This window comes from Cytobacillus sp. IB215316, from assembly GCF_033963865.1.
Taxonomy (GTDB): domain Bacteria; phylum Bacillota; class Bacilli; order Bacillales; family SM2101; genus Nanhaiella; species Nanhaiella sioensis.
On sequence record NZ_JAXBMC010000009.1, the window covers coordinates 44,552 to 65,746 of the forward strand.

Genomic DNA, 21,195 nt, shown 5'->3' on the forward strand with positions numbered 1-21,195 from the left:
ATGTAAATATAAAAGACAGAGGACGACTTATTAATAGGTCGTCCTCTAGTAGTAGCCAAGGTAATTGTTCTTTTGTTTGTAATGTATTACATACAATAACAGCAAGCTAAGCCTTCTGTTCATCTGAAGCATATGGATAAAAAAATAACAACCCATAGTATAGATCTCAGTCTCAGGACTTAAGAATGTATGCACATTCTTTTGTAGTTAGCTCCATCAATACATCATTCTTAATGTTACCCGAGCGATAGCTTGTTTAATTGTGAATCGATGAGGTGATATGGTAGTTATAAAAAATCCTCTACTACATGCAAATGTCACTTTTATTGTATGTACATTTCATGATGCTTTTTAACTAGTTCCTTCTACTTCATCGATTTTATAAATTTTTTAGAGCCGACTGAAATAGGCGTATTTTTTAATGTAACGATGCCAAGTTTCCTAACCGGTATATCTTCCTGCAAGTTCACTTCATAAAGTAAGTTTTGTTCTAACTCTTCAGTAACAAACTCCTTTGTCACGAACCCAACCCCTAGACCAATTTTGGAACATTCAATGAGCAAGTCTACACTCCCCAGTTCTATTTCAGGTTCAATAGTTAAGTCATGTTTTTTAAACAAAGCTTCTATAAACTTCCTAGAGCTACTGTTTTTAGAAAATGTAATGAGTGGATAAGTCAAAAGGTCTTTTAATGATACTTCATTTTTTAATAATTTCTTATACTTTGAACTTACGACGAAACAGCTATGAATATTAATGAACTCGGTAACGTCCACTTGATTATCTTCGATTGGCAAGTGGACAATCCCTAGGTCAATTTTCCCTATTTTTAACAACTCAATAATGTTAGGTGTCGTCCCGTGTTTTAATTGAATTTGAACTTGTGGATACTTGTCAGTAAACGTTTTAATATGAGGAAGTAAATAATGTTTACATAAAGAATCACTGCTTCCTATACTTATTTCTCCACTCATTAAATTTTTTAATTCATTAACTTTTTTCTCACCTTTTTCAATAAAATGAAAGGCTTGCTCTACAAAATGAAATAACATTTCCCCTTCTTTTGTTAACCTAACTCCTTTTGATGTTCTTACAAACAGTAAAGTATCTAACTTCTCCTCTAATTGTTTTATTGAATGACTAACGCTAGGTTGTGTTAAAAACATTTTTTTTGCTGCAAGTGAAAAACTTTTTTCTGTTGCAGAAATATAAAAAACACGATACAAATCTAAATTCTCAATAATATAAATCACCTCTATACTTGCTATAAATAACATTAATTATATTTATAGCTAGAAGTTAATTATAATATACAAAACGGGAAGCGACATACGTGTAAGATAAAAAATTATTAGATGAGGTGAGTGCAAAATATGAAGAACTCATTAATAGACATGAAGGCTAGGTCTCCTTGGTCCTCATTAAGAGACAAAAATGTAATAAAGATTTCTCCAAAAATCGGTAACGTAAATGGTATAGTAACGATCCCAGGTAGTAAAAGCTTTACTAATAGAGCATTGATTTTAAGTGCTTTAGCTACTGGGAAATCTGTCATTTCAGGTGTACTAAAAAGTGATGATTCGTATTGGTGCCTAGAAACATTACGTAATTTAGGGGTAGGCATTTCGATTAATGATGATATAGTGTCAATCGAAGGATTAAACGGCATGTGGTCAGAAAGAGGTGAACCTCTATATATCGGTGCTGCTGGCACCATTGCAAGATTTTTACCAGGTGTGTTAGCGATAGCCAATAAGGGATCTTGGGAAATACATGCTAGCAAAAGAATGAGTGAGCGGCCTATAAAGCCATTAATAGATGCGCTATTACAAACGAAGGCTAGCATAAAATACTTGGGACAAGAAGGATACTATCCTCTAATGGTAAAAGGATCAGGCTTTAAAGGAGGAAATATTCCAATTTCGGGTGCATTATCGAGTCAATTTATTAGTGGTTTATTGCTAGCTGCACCTTATGCAAAAGAAACTGTTAACATAGCAATATTAGATCACATTGTTCAAAAGTCCTATGTAAATATTACACTTGATTTAATGGAAAAATTCGGTGCAGAAATTCAATATGATAAAAACCTTAGCTATATAAAAATTGAGCCAAAGAGATATGTAGCTCAACACATTCATATAGAGCCCGACATATCTACAGCAAGTTATTTCTTAGCTTTAGCTGCGATAACTAATGGAAGAATACGTATACCAAATATCAATTATCAAACGAAGCAGCCTGATATTCAATTAACTGATATTTTGGCTCGTATGGGCTGTAAGGTGACAAAAGGAGCTAATTTTATCGAAGTACAAGGACCACCGAGGTTAAAGGGAGGCTTCGAAATTAGCATGAAAGAGATGTCAGATCAAGCATTAACCGTTGCAGTAATTGCACCGTTTGCTGACGGACCAATTACCATTAAAGAAGTAGCTCATATTAGACATCATGAATCAGATCGAATAAATGCCATTTGTACATCTCTTTCAAAACTAAATATTAAAGTGACAGAATTTGAAGATGGTTTGACTGTCTATCCAGGAGAACCAACCCCAACTTTATTACAATCTTACGATGACCATAGAGTCGCCATGGCTCTATCACTGATTGGCTCTCGTGTTGAAGGAATTATGATTGATAATCCGGGATGTGTTTCAAAAACATGTCCAACTTATTTTGATCTATTAAAAGAGCTAGGACTAGGTGTATCTTAGAGCGTATAATGGTATTTACCAAAGACAGTTTCTGCATTAAATGTTGTTTTTCGCTAAAGAAATAAACTCATATGGCATCATCTCTCTTCTAAAAACCATATACATCATATAATACACATCGGTTGTCAAATTTGAGTGAACAAAGCAACAAAAGTTTACGAAAAGAGCCATTAATTAATATATCGTAAGGTTCGGTTAATACCTCAAACAACTGTATTCATTCAGTACGTCTAGGAACAGAAGGTCCTGTCGTTTTTATTAAATGGGGTGAGATTCGATAAAGTAGCCGAGTAGAATCTGGCTTATCTCAACCCCCTTCCAATGTAATGTGCGCCAACAGGTACTAAATTTAGCTCTCTGGCCCAAACAGATAGTTGACCGAGATGATGAATTTCATGAACAATGACATGGTTTAAAATTTCTAGCTTCGTAAATTCCTCGTCATCCCACGACACAGTAACATGTTCATCATCTAACCATTGTGAGTTTTTCTCAATAAAGCCCTCAATGTCAGAGCGACAGGCATATGAAAGTGAAATAATGTTCTCAAGCGTATGATATTTTTTAAATTCTATCACCTTATCCTCTTCACCTTGAATTGCACGAACCCAACTGTACTCAACATCAATAATGTGAAATAACGTATAAAGAATGCTCCCAACGCCTCCAACACGATCTAATAATAAATCTTCAGCAGTTAATTGCTTACACCAACGGAACCATTCATCTCTTACGTGCCAATTGTATTTGAATAAATGATATATGTTACTTGACAACACGTTTATTAGCTCCAATCTATAATTTATAATCTATTAAGTTAAATATTTTTTGCATGCTACGTCAAACTTTAATATATTGTAATTACGTCAAGTATAAACTGAGGTGAATAGTCATTGAAAAAAATAGCTATTATCGGAGCAATGCAGGTTGAGATTGACCTGCTCAAAAAAGAAATGGAAATCCTGGTAGAACACAAAATTGCAGGCTTTTCTTTTTATGAAGGAACTCTTTTTCATCAGCCTGTTATACTTACTCGCTGTGGAGTGGGCAAAGTAAATGCAGCTTCTTGTACACAGATTTTAATAAATAAGTTTGAGATTAATGCGATTATTAATACTGGCGTGGCTGGTAGTTTACGAGATGATATAAAAGTTTGTGACATTGTTGTTTCGTCAGATGTAACTCATCATGATGTGAGAAGTTCTCAAATGAAAAATCTTTTCCCTTACCAAGAAGCATTTTATGCAAATAAACAACTAATAGACTGCGCGATTACAACCTGTGATTCACTAAAATCGACAGCATATCATATAGGTAGAATTGTTAGCGGCGAATGTTTTGTTGAAGACAGTAAAATAAAAGAAACAATCATTGATACATACTCACCTGCTTGTGTAGAAATGGAGGGTTCATCAATTGGTCATGTAGCCTTTTTAAACAATATCCCATTTCTTATCATTAGGTGTATATCCGATAATGCTGATGAACAAGCTTCATTATCATATGATTCCTTTGAAAAAATTGCAGGAGAAAAGTCTTCAACGATAGTAATGAATATGATAAAAAATATATCATCTGTAGTAATGTAACTGGTATGAAGCAGCTATGTCTAAATCGATTTAAACTTACATTTTAACATTAGCTAAAATAATACCATATAAATTGATTATAAGGCCCACCTGTAGAGGTGGGTTTATATAATGATGGCTATTTTTCAAACTATAACAAAAAAATGAGAGCAGGGTTAAAACGTTAAATTTTAGTAAAAATGATCAAAATAGCAGTCATTTAAACAAAACCAAAGTAAGTGTTAATTTTCATCTGAGAGAATGGGTATTATGACACATTGTACATCTTTCTATCTCTCATTCAAATATTGTACAAAAAAATCTTCCAACGACAAGGAACCATATTTAGGAGCGATCATATTTTGAGTCACCCCTTGATAAAAAAATAAAAATATACCGTATTGTTGCTTATTTATCATTTTATAAACTTTTAACATGGGTGGAAATAATACTGCTGGTAAATAGGTTATCTTTTCTTTTCCTCCTATAACTTTAAAAGCTATTTTAGCAATTTGTTGATGGGTTAATATTTCAGGCCCCCCTACATCCAAAACCTCATTAGAATAGAGTTCAAAAGATTCCACACAAAATTTTGCCAAGTCTTCCCCGTGAATAGGATTTAATTTATTCATTCCCTTACCAATTAAAAAAGCTCTACCTTTTAAAGCTAAATTGAGAAATTCAGTCATATCAGAAAAATACCCTGTTGGCCTAATAACTAAATGCGCCAGTTTAGAACTGATTAACTCTTTAGCAAATTTTTCTTTCGCTTCTGTCATAGGTCCTTCAAAAACATCACCACGGAATACGTGAATATACATAAATTTTTTTACATTGCTTTTTTCTGCTTCCCTCAATAAATTGGTATTGCCTTGATAATCAACTTCGTGAAATGTTAAACCATCCCTTTGCCTTGTAATGCCAACTGAAGAAAAAACATAATCTATTCCTTCACAGATCCCTTCAAGCGTAATTGGATTCGTAACCTCAGCGGTTATAACACGATCCACTTCTTTATCAATTGCAGGTTCCATATAATTACCTCGTCGTTTCAGTTTATCTTTATTCCTAACTACGACACTTACATGATAACCTTCTTTTTTTAAAACCTTTACTACATGACGTCCTAAAAAACCAGTTGCTCCAGCAACTAAAACTTTCTCCACCACTTCCACCTCCAAAAATCTCATCAATTTAAGAAGACCTATATTTTAATTTCACAAAAAGCGAATAACGATAAAAACCTATTTATAGTTCTTTAACAACACATTTATAAACTATTCATAAAATATGAGCATACTCATATTTTAATTTTTTGGATATTGTCAAAACATTAAAATGATAATCTAGCAAAAGCAATTAGTGAAGTCTCTTGGGCGAAATTTCGTACAATGCTTGAATACAAAGCGAAATGGTATGTTAAACAAGTCATCGTAGTATCTAAAACATTCGCTTCAAGTCAACTTTGCTCTAGTTGTGGTTTGAAAAACAAAGACGTTAAGAATCTAAACTTACATGTATGGGATTGCCCATCATGCGGAACCCAATATTAAAACTTTGAACTACCCACCACTTATCAGACCTTACGGTCATGATTGAAGTGGGGGATTCCTAAGTACGGAAACCTAACGGCTTCTAATTGATTAGGCTATCCCCGTAGTTCCTACGGTTAAGAGACGAATTGCTTCGTTTCTTAGATTTTTTCCTGCGTTAATATCTCTATCGTGAGGCATATTGCTGACTTGCAAATCTTCAATGCCAATAATGTCGTGGCTTTTGACAAAATCAGTAGATATTTTTTACAAGTAGTCGTTTCTAGCATTTGAAATTTTTTCTTGCAGACGAGCTACTTTAATCCGTTGTTTATTCCAATTAGACCCACCTTTTGTGCGTCTTGAGAAAATACGCTGAGCATTTGCTAACTTCCCTTCTAGAGTTTGAAAGAATTTAGGGTTTGAATATTCTGTTCCGTCTGAAAGAATAGCAAACTGTTTAAGTCCCATATCAACGCCAATGGCTGAGTTTGTTTTTTCTAAAGACTGAGCTTCAACTTCTGCAAGAAGAGAGACAAGGTATTTCCCACTCGGATTACGTCTAATCGTCGCATTGATAATACGACCGTCAATATCTCGATTTTTTGCAAACCTAACAAGTCCAAGTTTAGGTAATTTAATTTTGTTATCGACAATGGCAATGTATCCATTTGTATATTTGGTTGTGTACGATTGGATTTTATTCTTTTTAGATTTGTATCTAGGGATGTCATTTTGCTTTTTGAAAAAACGGTTAAAAGCATCCGAAAGGTTGCGTAGTGAGGATTGTAGTGAAATGCTATCAACTTCTTTAAGCCATTGCAAATCCTTTTTCAACTTTGTTAACTCCGTAGAACAAGCGCCGTATGTTAAACCTTTTCCAGTCTGTTTGTATGTTTCATTCCATGCAGCTAAAAAATGATTGAACACAAAACGACTACAACCAATAGTTTTAGCAATTAATATTTCTTGTTCTTTAGTGGGGTAGATACGAAATTTAAAGGCTTTGTTGACTAGCATTTTCTTCACCTCACTTATCTATTAATTAGGTTAATTATACCATATTAGAAGTGAGTTTTTGGCTTAGGCCAAACGCCATTCATCACCCACTTAACCTTCACTCGCTTCGCATTGTTTTGGTTTGAAGTGGAGGTCTTCTATCTGGGGTAATAAAACGTCTCATTACTCTCATATTTTATGCACACTTGAATTTTCACTATGTGAAAGTGAAAAAATCATTTTTCATCATTTTTACTGTGCTTGCTTTTTTTGTTACTTATTTGAAGTGCGAAGTTGTTGCATAAAATGTGTTTTCACATTGATTGTTGCTTTTTTTACTATGAAATACACACGAAGTTTACGAAAAAAGCATACAAAAAAAACCTCCTTATAAAAGGTCGGTTTTAATTTTTCACAATCATAGAAGTACGTGGTAAATTGATAACTATATGTTTTGTTGTTAATATAAGCGCTTTTTTTAATATGAGCTAAACACATTTTGCACCTTTTTTCCCCTAAAGACGTTACTCAAATATAAGTGAAAAAAATCACCATGTTAGCAAAGTAAATGGCTAGTATTCAAAAACATCTACCATAAAAGATGTTTAAAGTACTTTAAATAATCATCGATACTGTCGATTAAATAACATGTTAAATATAGTAAATGCTAGAAAAAATAATGAGAGAATAACACCCCACCTAATAGTTAACCGTGAATTATTATTTTTTATGAAAGTTTACCTTGTTTACTAATTCTTCTTTATTAACTTTATGTAGTTGATTCAATAATTCAATTTGGAAGCTGCCAACACCATTCATACCTTGTTTCTCATAAGCTACTTCTGCAGCAACACCATAATATGCCACTGCCGATACCGCTGCTTTAACAACATCCTGTTCTACTGCTGCAAAAGCACCAATCACTGAAGTGAGTAAACAGCCTGTTCCTGTAACTTTTGTTAACATTTGATGACCGTTGTTCACTGTATAAGTCGTCTTTCCGTTTGTAATGACATCACTTTGTCCTGTAATGACAACTGTTGTATTCAATTTTAGTGCTGCTTTTTTTGCTAAATCTACTACATCACCAGCACCTTCTCCAGCATCTACACCTTTTATATTCCATTTTTCATCAATGACGTTTGCAACCTCAGCGGCATTACCACGTACGATTGCTACCTGTACTTCGTTTATAATACGCTTAGCTGTTTCTGTTCGATACGCTGTTGCTCCAGCACCAACTGGGTCAAATACGACTGGCACACCATGTTCATTTGCTGATTTTCCTGCTATAATCATTGCTTCAATCTCAGTTTCGTTTAAGGTTCCGATGTTTAAGACGAGTGCACCTGCTATTTTTGCCATATCCGCAACTTCCTGCTTTGCATATGCCATCACTGGCGATGCTCCAACTGCTAACAACCCATTAGCCGTAAAATTAGTAACGACAACATTAGTAATATTATGCACAAGTGGCTGTCGTTCTCTTACTTTATTTAAGGCTGAAACAATACTTGCAATTTCCATACTGTAAATCCTCCTTTAATATCATTTAATTGTACCTCACATCTGTAATTGGAAAATATGGATACTGGTTACTTATGATATAAGCAACAGAAATCATCGTAACAAAGTAAATGACAAATGATATATCAAATTTGGAAAACGATATTTGATAGTAATATGTTCTATTTTCCACTTGTGAAAATCTCTTTGCTTCCATTGCTACTGCAATGCGGTGTGCACGACGAATACTTTGTGACAACATCGGTATAGCATAAGAACGAAGTTTTTCATAAAAACCTTTCATCCCACGCTTTGATTCCACTCCCCTAACTTTCATTGCATAGCGTATTGTTTGAAACTCATCGATCATAATTGGGATAAGGCGCAGGCCAGCCATAAAACTATAAGCGTATTTTGGTGAGAGCTTCAATTGCTGCATCAACGAATAAAAAAGGAAAACCGGTCGAGTCGTCAAAGCAAATGTGATGCCAAGGCAAGCAAAGGTTAATGCTCGAAATCCTATATGAAGCCCACGAAAGAAGCTCTCTTCTGTAATATGAACAAGTCCCCATTTAAACCACGTCGTATCCCCTTTACCGAAGAAAATCATTGACGTTGCTGTTGTAACAAAAATAAATATAAAAGGTATGAAAATAAGCAATACCCTTTTCAATGGATGGCCAGAAAATAGTATAAACAATATTAGTGTAATAATTGTATAATTGATCATAAAGTTAATGTTATGGATTAATAAAACTGACAAAAATAATATCATCATGGTGATCAATTTTAAACTAGGATTAATTTTATGAAGCCAAGTTTCTTTATAGGTAAAATCAAATTGCATGACTTCCCCCCCTATCTGCTGATTGATAATTCTTTCGTTTGTCTTTGGAAAAATTGTTGAGAAGTACCATCAAAAATAAGTTCACCATCATCAACCAGCCAAACCCTAGTCGCAAAGTATTTCGCGATTTCCATGCTATGTGTAACCATTAAAACAATCGTTCCTTGCTTTCGCCAATGCTCGATTAGCTCTAAGATTGCAAATGTATTCTTTGCATCCTGCCCAAAGGTAGGCTCATCTAACAACACAATTTGCTGTTCTTTAACAATTGCAGCAGCTACACTAAGCCTCCTCTTTTGCCCCATTGATAATTGATATGGGTGTTGATCTCTTTGCTCATTCAAACGAAATTCATGTAACAAGGTGGTCACTTTTTCATCTATAGCATGGTCATCCAGCTTATCTAAGTGCAATGAAAAGGCAATTTCATCATATACTGAATTTGTGACAAATTGAAATTCGGGATTTTGAAAAACAAATGTTAAGTAATCCGTTAATTTACCTATTTCCTTTACTTGTCTTCCTTCGATTGTATAATTACCTGTCGTTTTTATCAGTTGCATAAGTGAGTGAAGTAACGTACTTTTGCCAGCACCATTCTCACCAACGATCGTAATCCATTCACCCTCAGAAATATTTGCGTTGTTTATATCAATTTTTACATTTTTTCCACGATACCCTTTGAATTGTGAAACGCTAACAAATGATTCTTCCAAAACAGGTACAGTAGGAATTTGCTTTGTTGTTCTGGCAATATAGTCATGCCAGGCATCAGGATACCATATACCTTGGTCAATTAGCTCTTGTTTATATGTAGACAGCACATACTCTTTAGGGCCATCTGCCACGATTTCTCCATGTTCATTAAACAAAATAATTCGTTCGATAAAATCTAATACATGGTCAATATTATGTTCAACGACGATAACCGTTTTGTCACGGCTCACATCTTTTATCGTATCCCATATTTGTTTCGTCCCTTTTGGGTCAAGCATAGCCGTCGGCTCATCTAAAAATAATACTTCAGGTTGAAGGGCCATCACTGAAGCAATCGCTAAGCGTTGCTTCATTCCTCCTGATAACGTTTGTATTGATGTATGGAGGTCATCTACTTCAAGCTTTACCATATTTACATATTCGCGAATTTTTTCGGGCATATCCTTGCGCTTAACCCTCAAATTTTCCAACACAAATGCAATTTCTTCATCAACGAAGGGCATACAAAATTGCGTGTCTGGATCTTGAAAAACATATCCCCAAGATTCCGGTGTAATAATTTCATCAGCTTTAATAGGTACTTCAATCGAATTTGGAATGATTCCTGATAACACTTGCAAAAGCGTAGATTTACCGCATCCCGAAGGGCCTAGAATTAATACTTTTTCCCCTTCATAAAAAGAAGAGGAGACATCTTTAAATAATAAAGATGCACTCCCAGTAAACTTTAAGCGTAAGTTTTTCACACTTGTGATTTCTTGCATGTATAACACCTCAACTACTTATCCAACGCATCATAGTCTTCTTTTGATGCAGGACGAACTAAATTTGTAACACCAGTTGCTTCCAAAGCCTTAACGAGATAATATGCAAAAACACCAGCTATTATAATCCCACTGATTACTCGGAATCCAATGAATAATGTTAAATTCCAAGCTGCTAGATCACCAATATACCCTTTGTAAAAATCCATCCCTATTGATGCTACTGCTGATGCAGCACCTGCAAGTGAAGCAATTAAGATATCATAGCGTTTATAGCGTGCTGCTGCAAATATTAGTTCTGCAGCTAATCCTTGTAACAACCCATATAGCATTACTTCTAATCCGTATTCAGATCCCATGATAAATTCACCAGATGCAGCTGCCATTTCAGCAATAATTGCCACACCAGCTTTACGAATAACCAAAAAGGCAACAGTTGCTGCTATAAACCACATACCATATGCAAGCTGATCTACTTGTAATCCAAATGCGCCTATCGTTTCATAGAATGTTCCCCATAATTTGTATACGATTCCAAATACGATTGCAATGACTATTGTAACTAAAATATCAGTTAATTTTAAACCTTTGTTCATAGTTATTTCCTCCTATCTTTTATATCAATCAAAAACGCTCTAAGTTGTTTTCCAAAATTACAAGCCAAAAACGAGAATTATGCGATTGTCATCGTTTTATATTAGATAAGAGACCTCACAAAATTTTTCAACCTGACTAGCATGCTTTATTTGGATGTTGACATTGCTGAAATAGGCCAGGTTTCTTGTGTATATGCCATCTCCCAAAACAATAGTTCATATTGACTACTAATGATAAAGTGCTCCTGCATTCTTTCTCTATCAGCTTCTGTTACTTGATCAGCAATATCATCAAGCAAATCGATGACTTCTTCAACTAATTTGCGGAACCAATCACCACCATATGTTTGAATCCATTGTTGGTATATAGGTTCAGTTGGATTTGCATGAACGAGCTGCTCTCCAATCTCATAATATAACCAGTAGCATGGTAACAAAGCAGCGATTGTGTCTCCTATATGCCCAGTATGTGCTGCACGATACATATGAGAAGTGTATGCGTATGCTGTTGGAGCTGGTTTAAAATTAGCTTTTTCCTCTTCGGTGATACCTAGCTGAACCATAAAGTCCTTATGAAGAGATAATTCAGCTTCATTCGTACCCATCGCATGAGATGCCATTTGGCTCACTATTTTTAGATCAGTTGCTTGTGCTGCTGCTAATGTTTGCACTCTTGCAAAATGACTTAAGTAATAAGAATCTTGTAGAACATAATAGCGAAAGCGGTCAAATGATAATGTCCCATCTGCAAGCTCTTTCACAAATGGATGATCAAAGCTCCTCTGCCAAATTTGGTCTGCTTCTTCTCTAATTTTTTTGGAAAACTTCATGATAAATTCCACCCTTCTTTTATAACATTCGCTTCACTAAGAGTAAGGCACCCTAATGATAAAAAGATGAAGTGGAAAATTTCTTGACAGCATATTGCCTATCCTTGTCTTTGTTTTCGATCATAACAAAACATCATTATAATAAATAGTAAAAGTTCATGAATAAATAGCTTTGTTATAAAGGCATTAGAAAACAAAAACCACTCTACAATAGAGTGGAATTAGACGAATTGGAAAATGTGATCCAATATGTTTGTCATCAATCCACTTCCCTACGCTAGCATTAACTAGATCAGGTATAAGGGTTAAGGCAGCAAAGCCCCTCTCAGCAAACGTGATTTGCACCCCTAGTGGTAAGCGATATTTAATTTCACATACAACCTTACTATACTTTTATTATTTCCACAAGCAAAAGATTCCTACATACTCACATCAATATTTTCCCTTTTATCCAATGTGATATAAATTAATATGACACGGAAGTTTGTTTTTTTATCACTTGATCTAAAGTAATACATATAACTGTGCCTACTACTAATCCGTTATTTATTATTGGTCTTAACATGGATGGAAGTTCATTTATTGCTTGTCCAGGGATAAACAATAAACCAATGCCAACCAATAATGAAAGCCCAATAATAAAATATTCTCTATCTCCTAATTGTGTAGATTGGTAATCTTTTAATGCTAAACCAATCATGATAGTAAATGGGTAAAATAAAATTGCATAGCCAACTGGTTCGGGAATCATAGCAGCATATGTAGTAAACATCGGGAAGAAACTAAGTAAAATGATAAATACATTTCCTAAAATAAATGGTAAGCGATTAATAATTTTGGTCATTGCAATAAATCCAGCTGATCCAGAAATCGGTACACTACCAATTGCAGAAAAAATACCACCTAACCACTGGTTTATCCCCATAACAAAGCTTGCTTTATTGTAGTTTACAGCTTCATAATTTTTTGTATGTTCTTGTAGCTCTTTTTCTACAACATAAATCGAGGCAAGCATATTTGTTAATAATAGTAAGCCTATCATAATGGAAGTAATAATCATCCCGCTATTCAATTGAGGCATTCCCCAAGCAAAAATCTGTGGTACTGAAATACCACTTGTGGTCTGCGGAATACTTTTTCCTAGCCGAAGCACAGCAAACAGCAGTGATCCAATGAATAAACTAAGTAAAACAGAATATCTTCGAATAAATGGCACACGACTTTTTGCCAATAATATCGTTATAACTAAAACACAAACCGCAGGAACAGCGACCGAAAAATCTACTGAATCTTGTTTATACCCTACACCAAAAATACCGTTCATAAACGAACCACTTAGTTGTGCAACTAACAATAATAAATAAGTTCCTGTGACAATTGGAGTAAACAGTTTCTTCAAATGATCGATCAATTTAAAAAGAGCTAATAAGATAAATAAAACTCCGCTTAGTATCATCCCCATTTCAAGCTGTTGTAAACCCTCATATGTACCAAGATTTCCAGCTTCAACGATACTCGCATAAACGATAAACACACCCCACCATAACCCTGCGGGACCTTCCATAATCGGTAAACGATGACCTAATACTGCTTGTAATAGACCTGAAAGACCTAAAACGAATAATGTTCTTTGTAGTAATGTAGCGATTTCTGCTTGGGGTAACCCAAAGGAATTTCCAATAACTATAGGAGCCACAACACTTGTTGTAATTATAAAAATCATCCATTGCATTGATGAAAATAATAACCTCATAAAAAACCTCCATCCTATCATATATATTCAATTCAGGAAATTGTTACTATAATTCTTTATATTAACATACATTCAATTTGCCCCAATACATGGAATCACCTAAATGATAAGTGCAATATTTCTAACTTTAAAAAGAAATAATAAAATAGCTAACCAATTGAGGTTAGCGTTATAAACTATGATATGGATTTTTCTATTATCATACATATGGTCATATATTTTAGCATGTTGTAGTTCGTAATAAGAGCAAAATACGAATATACTAACGTTCGGAGACTTCCTTAGACTATAACAAATAAACCCCAGTTCACGTGAATAAAAGCAACAAAGTTTACGAAATGACCCTTTCGTAAACTTTGTTGCTATTTTTACTAACAATGGACAGTATGAAGAGTTCAATAATTATAAAAGTAGAAAAGATACCTCGAACGCTAGATATATATACGTCCTTACATGAACGAAATGCTTACGAAAACAGTCTTACGATAAAAGCCTATATTTAAGGTGTCTTATCTTTATTTACTTTTGCTCCATAGGCTGTTACATATATAAGTGGAATGATTATTTGGGCAAAAGGTTCTGGTTTGCTAAATAAGGCAGAGAGGAATCCGAAATTACTGCTATCGTAGTTCGGCTTTTGTTCATAGTTATTCAGATCATTAGACCTAAACAGTGGAGTAAGTAAATATAGATTTCTCGCATTAGTATTTTCAATTATACCCTCAAAAATTTTTCCATACTTCGTTACAACCTTCACTTGCTCGTTTAATAGTTCATTCGCAAAAACAGCAGCTTCCGTTTTATTTACAGGATGATACCATTTTTCTTCTATGAAGGTTTGGTCTATATTATTTGTCACATTACACCATCACCTTAATTTTTTACAATTATCTTATGCAGCCAAGATCAAAAGTTACTCTTGACATAAGGTGAAAAAGAAAATATAGTATATGTTAATTTATTAAGGCTCTTTTCGAAAATATTGTTGCCATTGTCACCAAGTTAGCATAGTAAGAAGAGATTTAATACGTTTGACATCGTTTTTCAATAGAAAAGATGTCAAAGTGTTTATCACTTAATACAATAACAACAATTAATGCGAAAACAGCTTTTATATTGTAAACGTTGATGAGGACTAGTAAAACATTATGTGCTTTTTTAGAGAGGAAATTATTTGCTGCGAGATTTCTAAAGTACACGTTTGAACCTACCTTTGAGTACTGTATCGAGTGATTATAATCATGAAGGTACAAGCGGATTGTAACCGTTATCAAATACAAGGGTGTTTACTACACGTAGTAAACAAACTAGGGTGGTACCGCCGAAAACCTCGGTCCCTTTTTGGGATTAGAGGTTTTTTATTTTGTTGTTATCATCTCATCGATTGTATTTTATTAATTCGTTACAACTAGCTTTCAAGGCAGCTTGCTATTCTAATTTAATTACAGTATAACAAAATTAATGAAACCAGCTGATAAGGCATTTTAGGAAGGTGGAGAATAATGGGTAAAGAAAAAAAGTTTGTTGAGGAAATAACATCAATGGATGAGGATTTTGCGCAATGGTATACAGATATTGTTAAGAAAGCTGATTTAATCGATTACTCATCTGTCCGAGGTTCAATGATAATTCGTCCATATGGCTATGCTATATGGGAAAATATTCGTCATATTTTAGATTCAAAAATAAAGGAAACAGGTCATGAAAATGTGTACATGCCATTATTTATACCAGAAAAGCTACTGCAAAAGGAAAAAGATCATATTGAAGGGTTTGCACCTGAAGTAGCGTGGGTTACACATGGAGGCTCTGAAGAATTAGCTGAAAAGCTATGTGTCCGACCAACGTCAGAAGTATTGTTCTGTGAGCATTATGCAAATATCATACACTCATATCGCGACCTACCAAAATTATATAATCAGTGGAGTAACGTCGTACGTTGGGAAAAAACTACGAGGCCTTTTCTCAGATCACTTGAGTTCCTTTGGCAAGAAGGTCACACTGCTCATGCAACAGATGAGGAGGCACATGAAGAAACCCGAAAAATGCTGGATGTATATACTGAAGTATGTGAGCAATTCCTAGCTATACCTGTCATTAAAGGTCAAAAAACGGAAAAAGAAAAATTTGCTGGAGCTAAATTCACGTATACAATAGAAAGTCTTATGCATGATGGCAAGGCGTTACAAACTGGAACATCACATCATCTTGGTGACAGCTTTGCAAAAGCATTTGGCATTCAATATACAGATCAAAGTGGAGAATTACAATACGTTCATCAAACTTCATGGGGAATAACTACTCGTTTAATTGGTGCCCTTATCATGGTCCATGGTGATGATAGAGGGCTAGTGTTACCACCTAATATTGCGCCAACACAAGTAATGATTGTACCTATTGCACAGCATAAAGAGGGTGTACTAGATAAGGCTTATGAACTGAAGGAATCACTTTCCTCTGACATTCGAATTGACATCGATGCTAGCGATAAAAAGCCAGGCTGGAAATTTAATGAACATGAAATGAAAGGGATACCTCTACGTCTTGAAATCGGCCCCAAGGATATTGAGAATAAACAAGTTGTTCTTGCAAGAAGAGATACGGGAGAAAAAGAAAAGGTACCAATGGAGAACTTAGCTATTGCTATTTCAGAAAAATTAATACAAATACAAGATCATTTATATCATAAGGCACTTTTAAATCGTCAATCTAAAACAACTACTGTGGAAAACATGGTGCAATTTGAAAACTTTTTTAGTACTAACAATGGATTTGTTAAGGCCATGTGGTGTGGTAAGCAATCCTGTGAAGAAAAAATTAAAGAACAGACTGGTGCAACTTCTAGATGTATCCCATTTGAACAAGACAAGGTTTCAGCAACATGTGTATGTTGTAATAACGAGGCAAAACAAATGGTCTATTGGGCAAAGGCGTATTAACAATTTTAGGTGCTGGAAAATGATCATTCCAGCACCTATTAAGTCTTATTTTTTATCGAGCGGTTGGAAATACTCTTCTAACTGTTTCGTTAAAATCTGTAAAAAATCCTTCTACTGGTTCACCTCTATTTATCCTGTTACCATAATCCGTCATACGATTAATGAAATCAGGATTTGTCGACACATAAACATTATCAATATTTTTATCTTGAGCTCTAACCTTATCAGCTATACGGCTTTCCAGCTTTTTCGTTGTAGTCCCTGTTGTATTGTCATTTAATGTTGCTGCTACATAAGCATTATTGTTAGTAACAATAACATTGGCTCTTCTTACCTCTTTCATTGCAGTGATGCGATCTGCTGCGTCTTGTGCCACTTCCATACGTGTTTCATTTGCAGTATTTGTACGATTGTTTGCATTATTAACACGCATTCTATCGTAGGTCACATTACGATTAGCAAGATTTCCTTCGTATGCTATATTACGCCTAACTGCGCGGTTTTCATTATAAGTGACATTTCGTAAAGTGTTATTATCCCTAACATCTATTGCTTCTTCATTAGGTGCAGTATTACAAGCAAATAATAAAGGAACCGATAGCATCGCTACCGATAATAGCTTCAGCTGTTTCAATAATATCAACTCCTTGAGAGTGAAATAAACTTACACCCTTAGAGTTGGCAAAATCAATTGCTCACATGCCTGACAGTTATTGTTAAACATCTCGTACACTTATCGTTCCTGTAAACTAGCCACTTCTTCATCAATTTGGTTAACATCAATGCGATCAAACAATGCTGTTACTTGATCAAGTTTACCTTGTTGAATTTCCGTATAAGCCCATGAGTTATGGTCTAATTGCAACATTTCTGAAATTTTCTTACATGAAAACGGCAAAAATGGTTGTAATAATACTGATAAGTTTGTGATGATCTGTGTACATGTATATAATGTATGTTCACAATTTTTCTTTTCTTCTTTAATTTGAATCCAAGGCTTTTGTTCGTCAAAATACTTATTGCTTTGCCGGATAAACAGGAATATATCTTCAATTGCTCGTTTAAAATAACCTTGCTCAATACATTGTCCGACATGTTGATATAAATTTTGCAGCTCATTCTTTATCGTTGAGTCAATATTACCTTCAGGCACATTTCCACCAAAGTACTTTTCGATAAACTTAAAGCTTCTATTCACAAAATTTCCAAATGCTCCTAGCAATTCACTATTATGACTATATATAAATTCTCGCCATGAAAAGTCAGTATCTCTATTTTCTGGTGCATTTATGAGTAAATAATATCTGAGTGAATCTGGATCATACCGCGCAAGTAAATCCGGTATCCATACTGCCCAGTTTTTGCTCGTTGAAATTTTTCTTTTTTCAAGCGTCATATACTCACTTGAAAAAATATAATCCGGTAAACTTTTCTCTCCAATACCTAATAATATTGCCGGCCAGATAATTGAATGAAATGGTATGTTGTCCTTACCATGTACATAATATGCGGATGTTCCTTCATTCCAGAACCTTCGCCAATCAACATTATTTTGTTTCCCCCATTGCATACTCGCAGACAAATAGCCAGTTACTGCTTCTATCCAAACGTATATTTTCTTTTCATCAAATTCTTTTAAGGGTACAGGTACACCAATTGGTAAATCTCTAGTTGCTGCACGATCTCTCAGTCCTTCTAATATATATCTCTCGGTTAATTGAACTGCATTTTCTCGCCAATTTCCTTTGTGTTTTATAGACGTAAAAAATTCTTCAATTTGCTGTTGAATTGTTGATAATGCGAAATAGAAATGTTCAGTTGACCTAATTGTGGGTGTGCTACCACAAAGCTTACATTTCTTTGCTCTTAATTCTATCGGTTCAAAAATTGCTGAACAAATCTCACATTGATCTCCTCTAGCATCACTCCCACAATTTGGACATTCCCCTTCAACATACCTATCCGGTAAAAATTGTTCATCTTTTTCACAATATACTTGTTCTTCAGACTTTTTGTACAATAAACCTTCTGCTAAAAGCTTTAAAAAAACTTGTTGAACGACCTTATGATGCTGCTGTTGATCAGTTCTAGTGTACATATTATATGAAAACCCTAGCTTAAAAAAACAATCAACAAATTCCTTATGATACCTATTAGTAATCATAGTCGGAGTAACCTTTTCATGTTTTGCTCTAATTGAGATAGGTGTTCCGTTACAATCACTTCCAGATACATATAATACTTCTTTCCCTCTCAAACGGAAATATCTTGCTAATACATCTCCAGGTAACAAGCCAGCAATATGTCCTACATGTAATGAACCATTAGCATAAGGCCATGCCCCACCAATAAAAATACTCATAAACAAACCTCCTACTATCACGTTATTTTGACATCTAGTTTGTTACCCCTTCGTTCTAAATCGACATCCCCTACGATAAGAGGGCAATGAATTCAGTGAAAAACAAAAAACCTCGCCCTAAAGACAAATTTGTCTAAGGACGAGGGAAAAATCTCGTGGTACCACCTTAATTCACTAATAATAACCTTTTATTATTAGCCTCAAACAGTACGGAGCAACAAACAATACTCTTATACCTTGACATTGATAACAGGTGCCAAATCCCGTCACAGCCTACTAAATGGAAATTTAATGCCACCATTGTTCAGTGTAAAGCTCAGAGACCATTGTTCAAACAATCTTTTCTTACTTCTTTTCAGCTACCGAAGCTCTCTGTTAAGAAAAAAATGCCCTACTTTTTCTCTTCATTGCCTTTAACTTACAACTTTAATCTTCCTTGTATAATATTACAAAAGAGTACTAAAGTAAACACGTTCATTTATATTACTTTATATCAAATTGATTACGTATCATTTGCACTTTGTTATCCGTTTCGGTTAAATAATTCATAATTTTTTTATTATCACCATTTAAATGATCAATCGTTGCAGACATTTGTTGTAAACTAGCTGACGTTTGTTCAAGAAGTGCAGAAAACTCCTCTATTGAATTCTCGTCATTTACTGTTTTTAATTGAACATTTTCTGAAACTCCTGTAAGTTTTTCCATTCTGTTATATAGTTCAACCAATGAGTGATTAATTTCGTTAAAGTAAGAAGTACTACTATTCGTTGTCTCCAAACTCGTCGTTAATTTATCACTACTTTCCATGAGTTTTTCCTGAACTAAGCTGTTGCTGTCATTTATTTGTTTTAAATTATTTTCAATCTGTACGGTTGTTTGCTCAGTAACTTCAGCAAGCTTGCGGATTTCTTCAGCAACAATCGAAAAACCTTTCCCAGCATCTCCAGCTCTTGCAGCCTCTATAGATGCATTTAATGCGAGTAAATTTGTTTGCGAAGTGATTGATTTAATTGTATCAGTCAAACTATTTGAGTCATTAATTTTTTCGGTTAATATTAGAAAAGTGTCATTCATCTCAGATACACTATTATGCAAGTTATTCATTTCATGTGCTAATTCATTCATCTTATAAGTTCCTTCTTGTGCAACTGATTGAGCATTTTCAGAATCATTCTTCACAACTTCTGATGTTTGATGAACTTCTGTGATGAGTGATCTAGTTTGCCTTAAATGATTAGCAATATCGAGAATATGATTTGTCTGTTTTTGACTACTAACAGATACTTCACTAATAGCAGTACTCATGTCATTTTGGGAAATAAGATTTTGATTTAATTGTTCATAAATTCTTTCTATATTATCAATCACTTCCTTTATGCTACCCTGTAAGGCTGTCTTTTGTTTTGTTGATTTTAGCGCTTGAGCTTCGGTTGATTCAATGTGTGCATGCAAATTTAGATACTGCCTTTCACTTAAAGTTGTGAGTACTAACAGTAATACCCCTATTAGTATATACGTCAGGAATAGCGCAGCTGATGAATCTGAATAAAATGTCATGTCGCTAGGCTCAAAATATATTATGCCGATCAAAATAATAAAACCTAGTGTGTACCCAAGTACAAATAGCCTCTTTTGTAATTGTATGGCTGAAAATACAGCTGTGTAAAATGCAATGAGTAGTATAGTAATTGTTGACTTACTAAATGGTAATATAATGATAGGTGGAATAAAACATAAAACAACTGCTATGTACGCATAAATTATTTCATTTTTAAACTTTTTATAGCTGAGAAAAGTAATCGTATTTACCATGATCGTACTAATATATAAAATAACTTTTACATTCCCACCGTCATTAACTAAAGCATTCAATAACCCACCTATGAGAGTAATTGAAAACGTCAAAAACATTAACAAATTTTTCGTTCTTACATCCTTAATTTTTAATGCTTCAACCTTTCCCATATCAATCTCTCTCCCCCTTTTTTATGCTGTTTCTTTTCGACTATTGTTTTTTTCTCTAATCTTCAACAATTGCTCATAGCTTGCAATATAACGTAAC

At 34.3% G+C, this 21,195-nt stretch carries 16 protein-coding genes, 2 pseudogenes, 1 riboswitch and 2 other annotated features; of the genes and pseudogenes, 4 read left to right on the forward strand and 14 right to left on the reverse strand.

Features of this window, described 5'->3' with window-relative positions; translation table 11 throughout:
• Positions 1–365 precede the first annotated feature (365 nt).
• Positions 366–1,253 (reverse strand): LysR family transcriptional regulator, encoded by an 888-nt coding sequence (locus SLH48_RS14535; protein WP_320258770.1) that lies wholly within the window; start codon positions 1,251–1,253, stop codon positions 366–368.
• A gap of 120 nt (positions 1,254–1,373) precedes the next feature.
• Here SLH48_RS14535 and aroA point away from each other — a divergent pair, with 120 nt between their 5' ends.
• Complete coding sequence (gene aroA / locus SLH48_RS14540; protein ID WP_320258771.1) at positions 1,374–2,717, forward strand: 3-phosphoshikimate 1-carboxyvinyltransferase; 1,344 nt, start codon at positions 1,374–1,376, stop codon at positions 2,715–2,717.
• A gap of 302 nt (positions 2,718–3,019) precedes the next feature.
• On the opposite strand, the gene SLH48_RS14545 is transcribed toward aroA, so the two are convergent.
• Complete coding sequence (locus tag SLH48_RS14545; RefSeq protein WP_320258853.1) at positions 3,020–3,481, reverse strand: DinB family protein; 462 nt, start codon at positions 3,479–3,481, stop codon at positions 3,020–3,022.
• Positions 3,482–3,610: 129 nt separating this feature from the next.
• Here SLH48_RS14545 and SLH48_RS14550 point away from each other — a divergent pair, with 129 nt between their 5' ends.
• A complete protein-coding gene (locus SLH48_RS14550; protein ID WP_320258772.1) occupies positions 3,611–4,306 on the forward strand; it encodes a 5'-methylthioadenosine/adenosylhomocysteine nucleosidase in 696 nt (231 codons plus the stop codon).
• Positions 4,307–4,575: 269 nt separating this feature from the next.
• On the opposite strand, the gene SLH48_RS14555 is transcribed toward SLH48_RS14550, so the two are convergent.
• Positions 4,576–5,451 carry an SDR family oxidoreductase gene (locus tag SLH48_RS14555; RefSeq protein WP_320258773.1) on the reverse strand — a complete coding sequence of 292 codons (876 nt, stop codon included), beginning with the start codon at positions 5,449–5,451 and terminating at the stop codon, positions 4,576–4,578.
• A 171-nt stretch (positions 5,452–5,622) separates the two neighbouring features.
• On the opposite strand from SLH48_RS14555, the pseudogene SLH48_RS14560 reads away from it, so the two are divergent.
• Positions 5,623–5,835 (forward strand): annotated as a pseudogene (locus SLH48_RS14560) (zinc ribbon domain-containing protein); the annotation flags it as partial.
• Between the two features lie 93 nt (positions 5,836–5,928).
• Here the strand turns inward: SLH48_RS14560 and SLH48_RS14565 are convergent.
• From SLH48_RS14565 to SLH48_RS14600, 8 genes and pseudogenes are all read right to left on the reverse strand, one after another.
• Positions 5,929–6,837: pseudogene (locus SLH48_RS14565) on the reverse strand (RNA-guided endonuclease TnpB family protein).
• A 699-nt stretch (positions 6,838–7,536) separates the two neighbouring features.
• Positions 7,537–8,343, reverse strand: coding sequence for a hydroxyethylthiazole kinase (gene thiM, locus SLH48_RS14570; RefSeq protein WP_320258774.1), 807 nt, complete (start codon positions 8,341–8,343; stop codon positions 7,537–7,539).
• A 25-nt stretch (positions 8,344–8,368) separates the two neighbouring features.
• On the reverse strand, positions 8,369–9,169 hold the full coding sequence (locus SLH48_RS14575) for an energy-coupling factor transporter transmembrane component T (protein WP_320258775.1): 801 nt from the start codon (positions 9,167–9,169) through the stop codon (positions 8,369–8,371).
• Positions 9,170–9,180: 11 nt separating this feature from the next.
• The gene (locus tag SLH48_RS14580) at positions 9,181–10,650 is read right to left on the reverse strand and encodes an ABC transporter ATP-binding protein (RefSeq protein ID WP_320258776.1); all 1,470 of its coding nucleotides are present in this window, start codon (positions 10,648–10,650) and stop codon (positions 9,181–9,183) included.
• A gap of 14 nt (positions 10,651–10,664) precedes the next feature.
• Positions 10,665–11,246: an ECF transporter S component gene (locus SLH48_RS14585; protein ID WP_214483476.1), complete on the reverse strand. Its 582-nt coding sequence runs from the start codon at positions 11,244–11,246 to the stop codon at positions 10,665–10,667.
• Positions 11,247–11,392: 146 nt separating this feature from the next.
• Complete coding sequence (tenA, locus tag SLH48_RS14590) at positions 11,393–12,076, reverse strand: thiaminase II (protein ID WP_214483475.1); 684 nt, start codon at positions 12,074–12,076, stop codon at positions 11,393–11,395.
• A 252-nt stretch (positions 12,077–12,328) separates the two neighbouring features.
• Positions 12,329–12,435: riboswitch (TPP riboswitch) on the reverse strand.
• A gap of 107 nt (positions 12,436–12,542) precedes the next feature.
• Positions 12,543–13,829, reverse strand: coding sequence for a purine/pyrimidine permease (locus SLH48_RS14595; RefSeq protein WP_320258777.1), 1,287 nt, complete (start codon positions 13,827–13,829; stop codon positions 12,543–12,545).
• A 499-nt stretch (positions 13,830–14,328) separates the two neighbouring features.
• Positions 14,329–14,688 (reverse strand): hypothetical protein, encoded by a 360-nt coding sequence (locus SLH48_RS14600; protein WP_214483473.1) that lies wholly within the window; start codon positions 14,686–14,688, stop codon positions 14,329–14,331.
• Between the two features lie 257 nt (positions 14,689–14,945).
• Positions 14,946–15,171, forward strand: a binding site (T-box leader).
• A 160-nt stretch (positions 15,172–15,331) separates the two neighbouring features.
• On the opposite strand from SLH48_RS14600, the gene proS reads away from it, so the two are divergent.
• Positions 15,332–16,768, forward strand: coding sequence for a proline--tRNA ligase (gene proS / locus SLH48_RS14605; protein WP_320258778.1), 1,437 nt, complete (start codon positions 15,332–15,334; stop codon positions 16,766–16,768).
• Between the two features lie 52 nt (positions 16,769–16,820).
• Here proS and SLH48_RS14610 read toward each other — a convergent pair whose 3' ends face one another.
• The 3 genes from SLH48_RS14610 to SLH48_RS14620 form a co-directional block, all read right to left on the reverse strand.
• Positions 16,821–17,402, reverse strand: a complete 582-nt coding sequence (locus SLH48_RS14610) for a YhcN/YlaJ family sporulation lipoprotein (RefSeq protein WP_214483471.1) — start codon at positions 17,400–17,402, stop codon at positions 16,821–16,823.
• Positions 17,403–17,501: 99 nt separating this feature from the next.
• Positions 17,502–19,130, reverse strand: coding sequence for a methionine--tRNA ligase (metG, locus tag SLH48_RS14615; protein WP_320258779.1), 1,629 nt, complete (start codon positions 19,128–19,130; stop codon positions 17,502–17,504).
• Between the two features lie 132 nt (positions 19,131–19,262).
• Positions 19,263–19,547, reverse strand: a binding site (T-box leader).
• A gap of 66 nt (positions 19,548–19,613) precedes the next feature.
• A complete protein-coding gene (locus SLH48_RS14620) occupies positions 19,614–21,098 on the reverse strand; it encodes a methyl-accepting chemotaxis protein (RefSeq protein ID WP_320258780.1) in 1,485 nt (494 codons plus the stop codon).
• Positions 21,099–21,195 lie beyond the last annotated feature (97 nt).

What these genes read in the sequence shown, in the direction of transcription:
- aroA (WP_320258771.1), top strand. Translation starts at nt 1,374, where the DNA reads ATGAAGAACTCATTAATAGACATGAAGGCTAGGTCTCCTTGGTCCTCA.
- thiM (WP_320258774.1), bottom strand. Translation starts at nt 8,343, where the DNA reads ATGGAAATTGCAAGTATTGTTTCAGCCTTAAATAAAGTAAGAGAACGA.
- SLH48_RS14575 (WP_320258775.1), bottom strand. Translation starts at nt 9,169, where the DNA reads ATGCAATTTGATTTTACCTATAAAGAAACTTGGCTTCATAAAATTAAT.
- SLH48_RS14580 (WP_320258776.1), bottom strand. Translation starts at nt 10,650, where the DNA reads ATGCAAGAAATCACAAGTGTGAAAAACTTACGCTTAAAGTTTACTGGG.
- SLH48_RS14585 (WP_214483476.1), bottom strand. Translation starts at nt 11,246, where the DNA reads ATGAACAAAGGTTTAAAATTAACTGATATTTTAGTTACAATAGTCATT.
- tenA (WP_214483475.1), bottom strand. Translation starts at nt 12,076, where the DNA reads ATGAAGTTTTCCAAAAAAATTAGAGAAGAAGCAGACCAAATTTGGCAG.
- SLH48_RS14595 (WP_320258777.1), bottom strand. Translation starts at nt 13,829, where the DNA reads ATGAGGTTATTATTTTCATCAATGCAATGGATGATTTTTATAATTACA.
- proS (WP_320258778.1), top strand. Translation starts at nt 15,332, where the DNA reads ATGGGTAAAGAAAAAAAGTTTGTTGAGGAAATAACATCAATGGATGAG.
- metG (WP_320258779.1), bottom strand. Translation starts at nt 19,130, where the DNA reads ATGAGTATTTTTATTGGTGGGGCATGGCCTTATGCTAATGGTTCATTA.
- SLH48_RS14620 (WP_320258780.1), bottom strand. Translation starts at nt 21,098, where the DNA reads ATGGGAAAGGTTGAAGCATTAAAAATTAAGGATGTAAGAACGAAAAAT.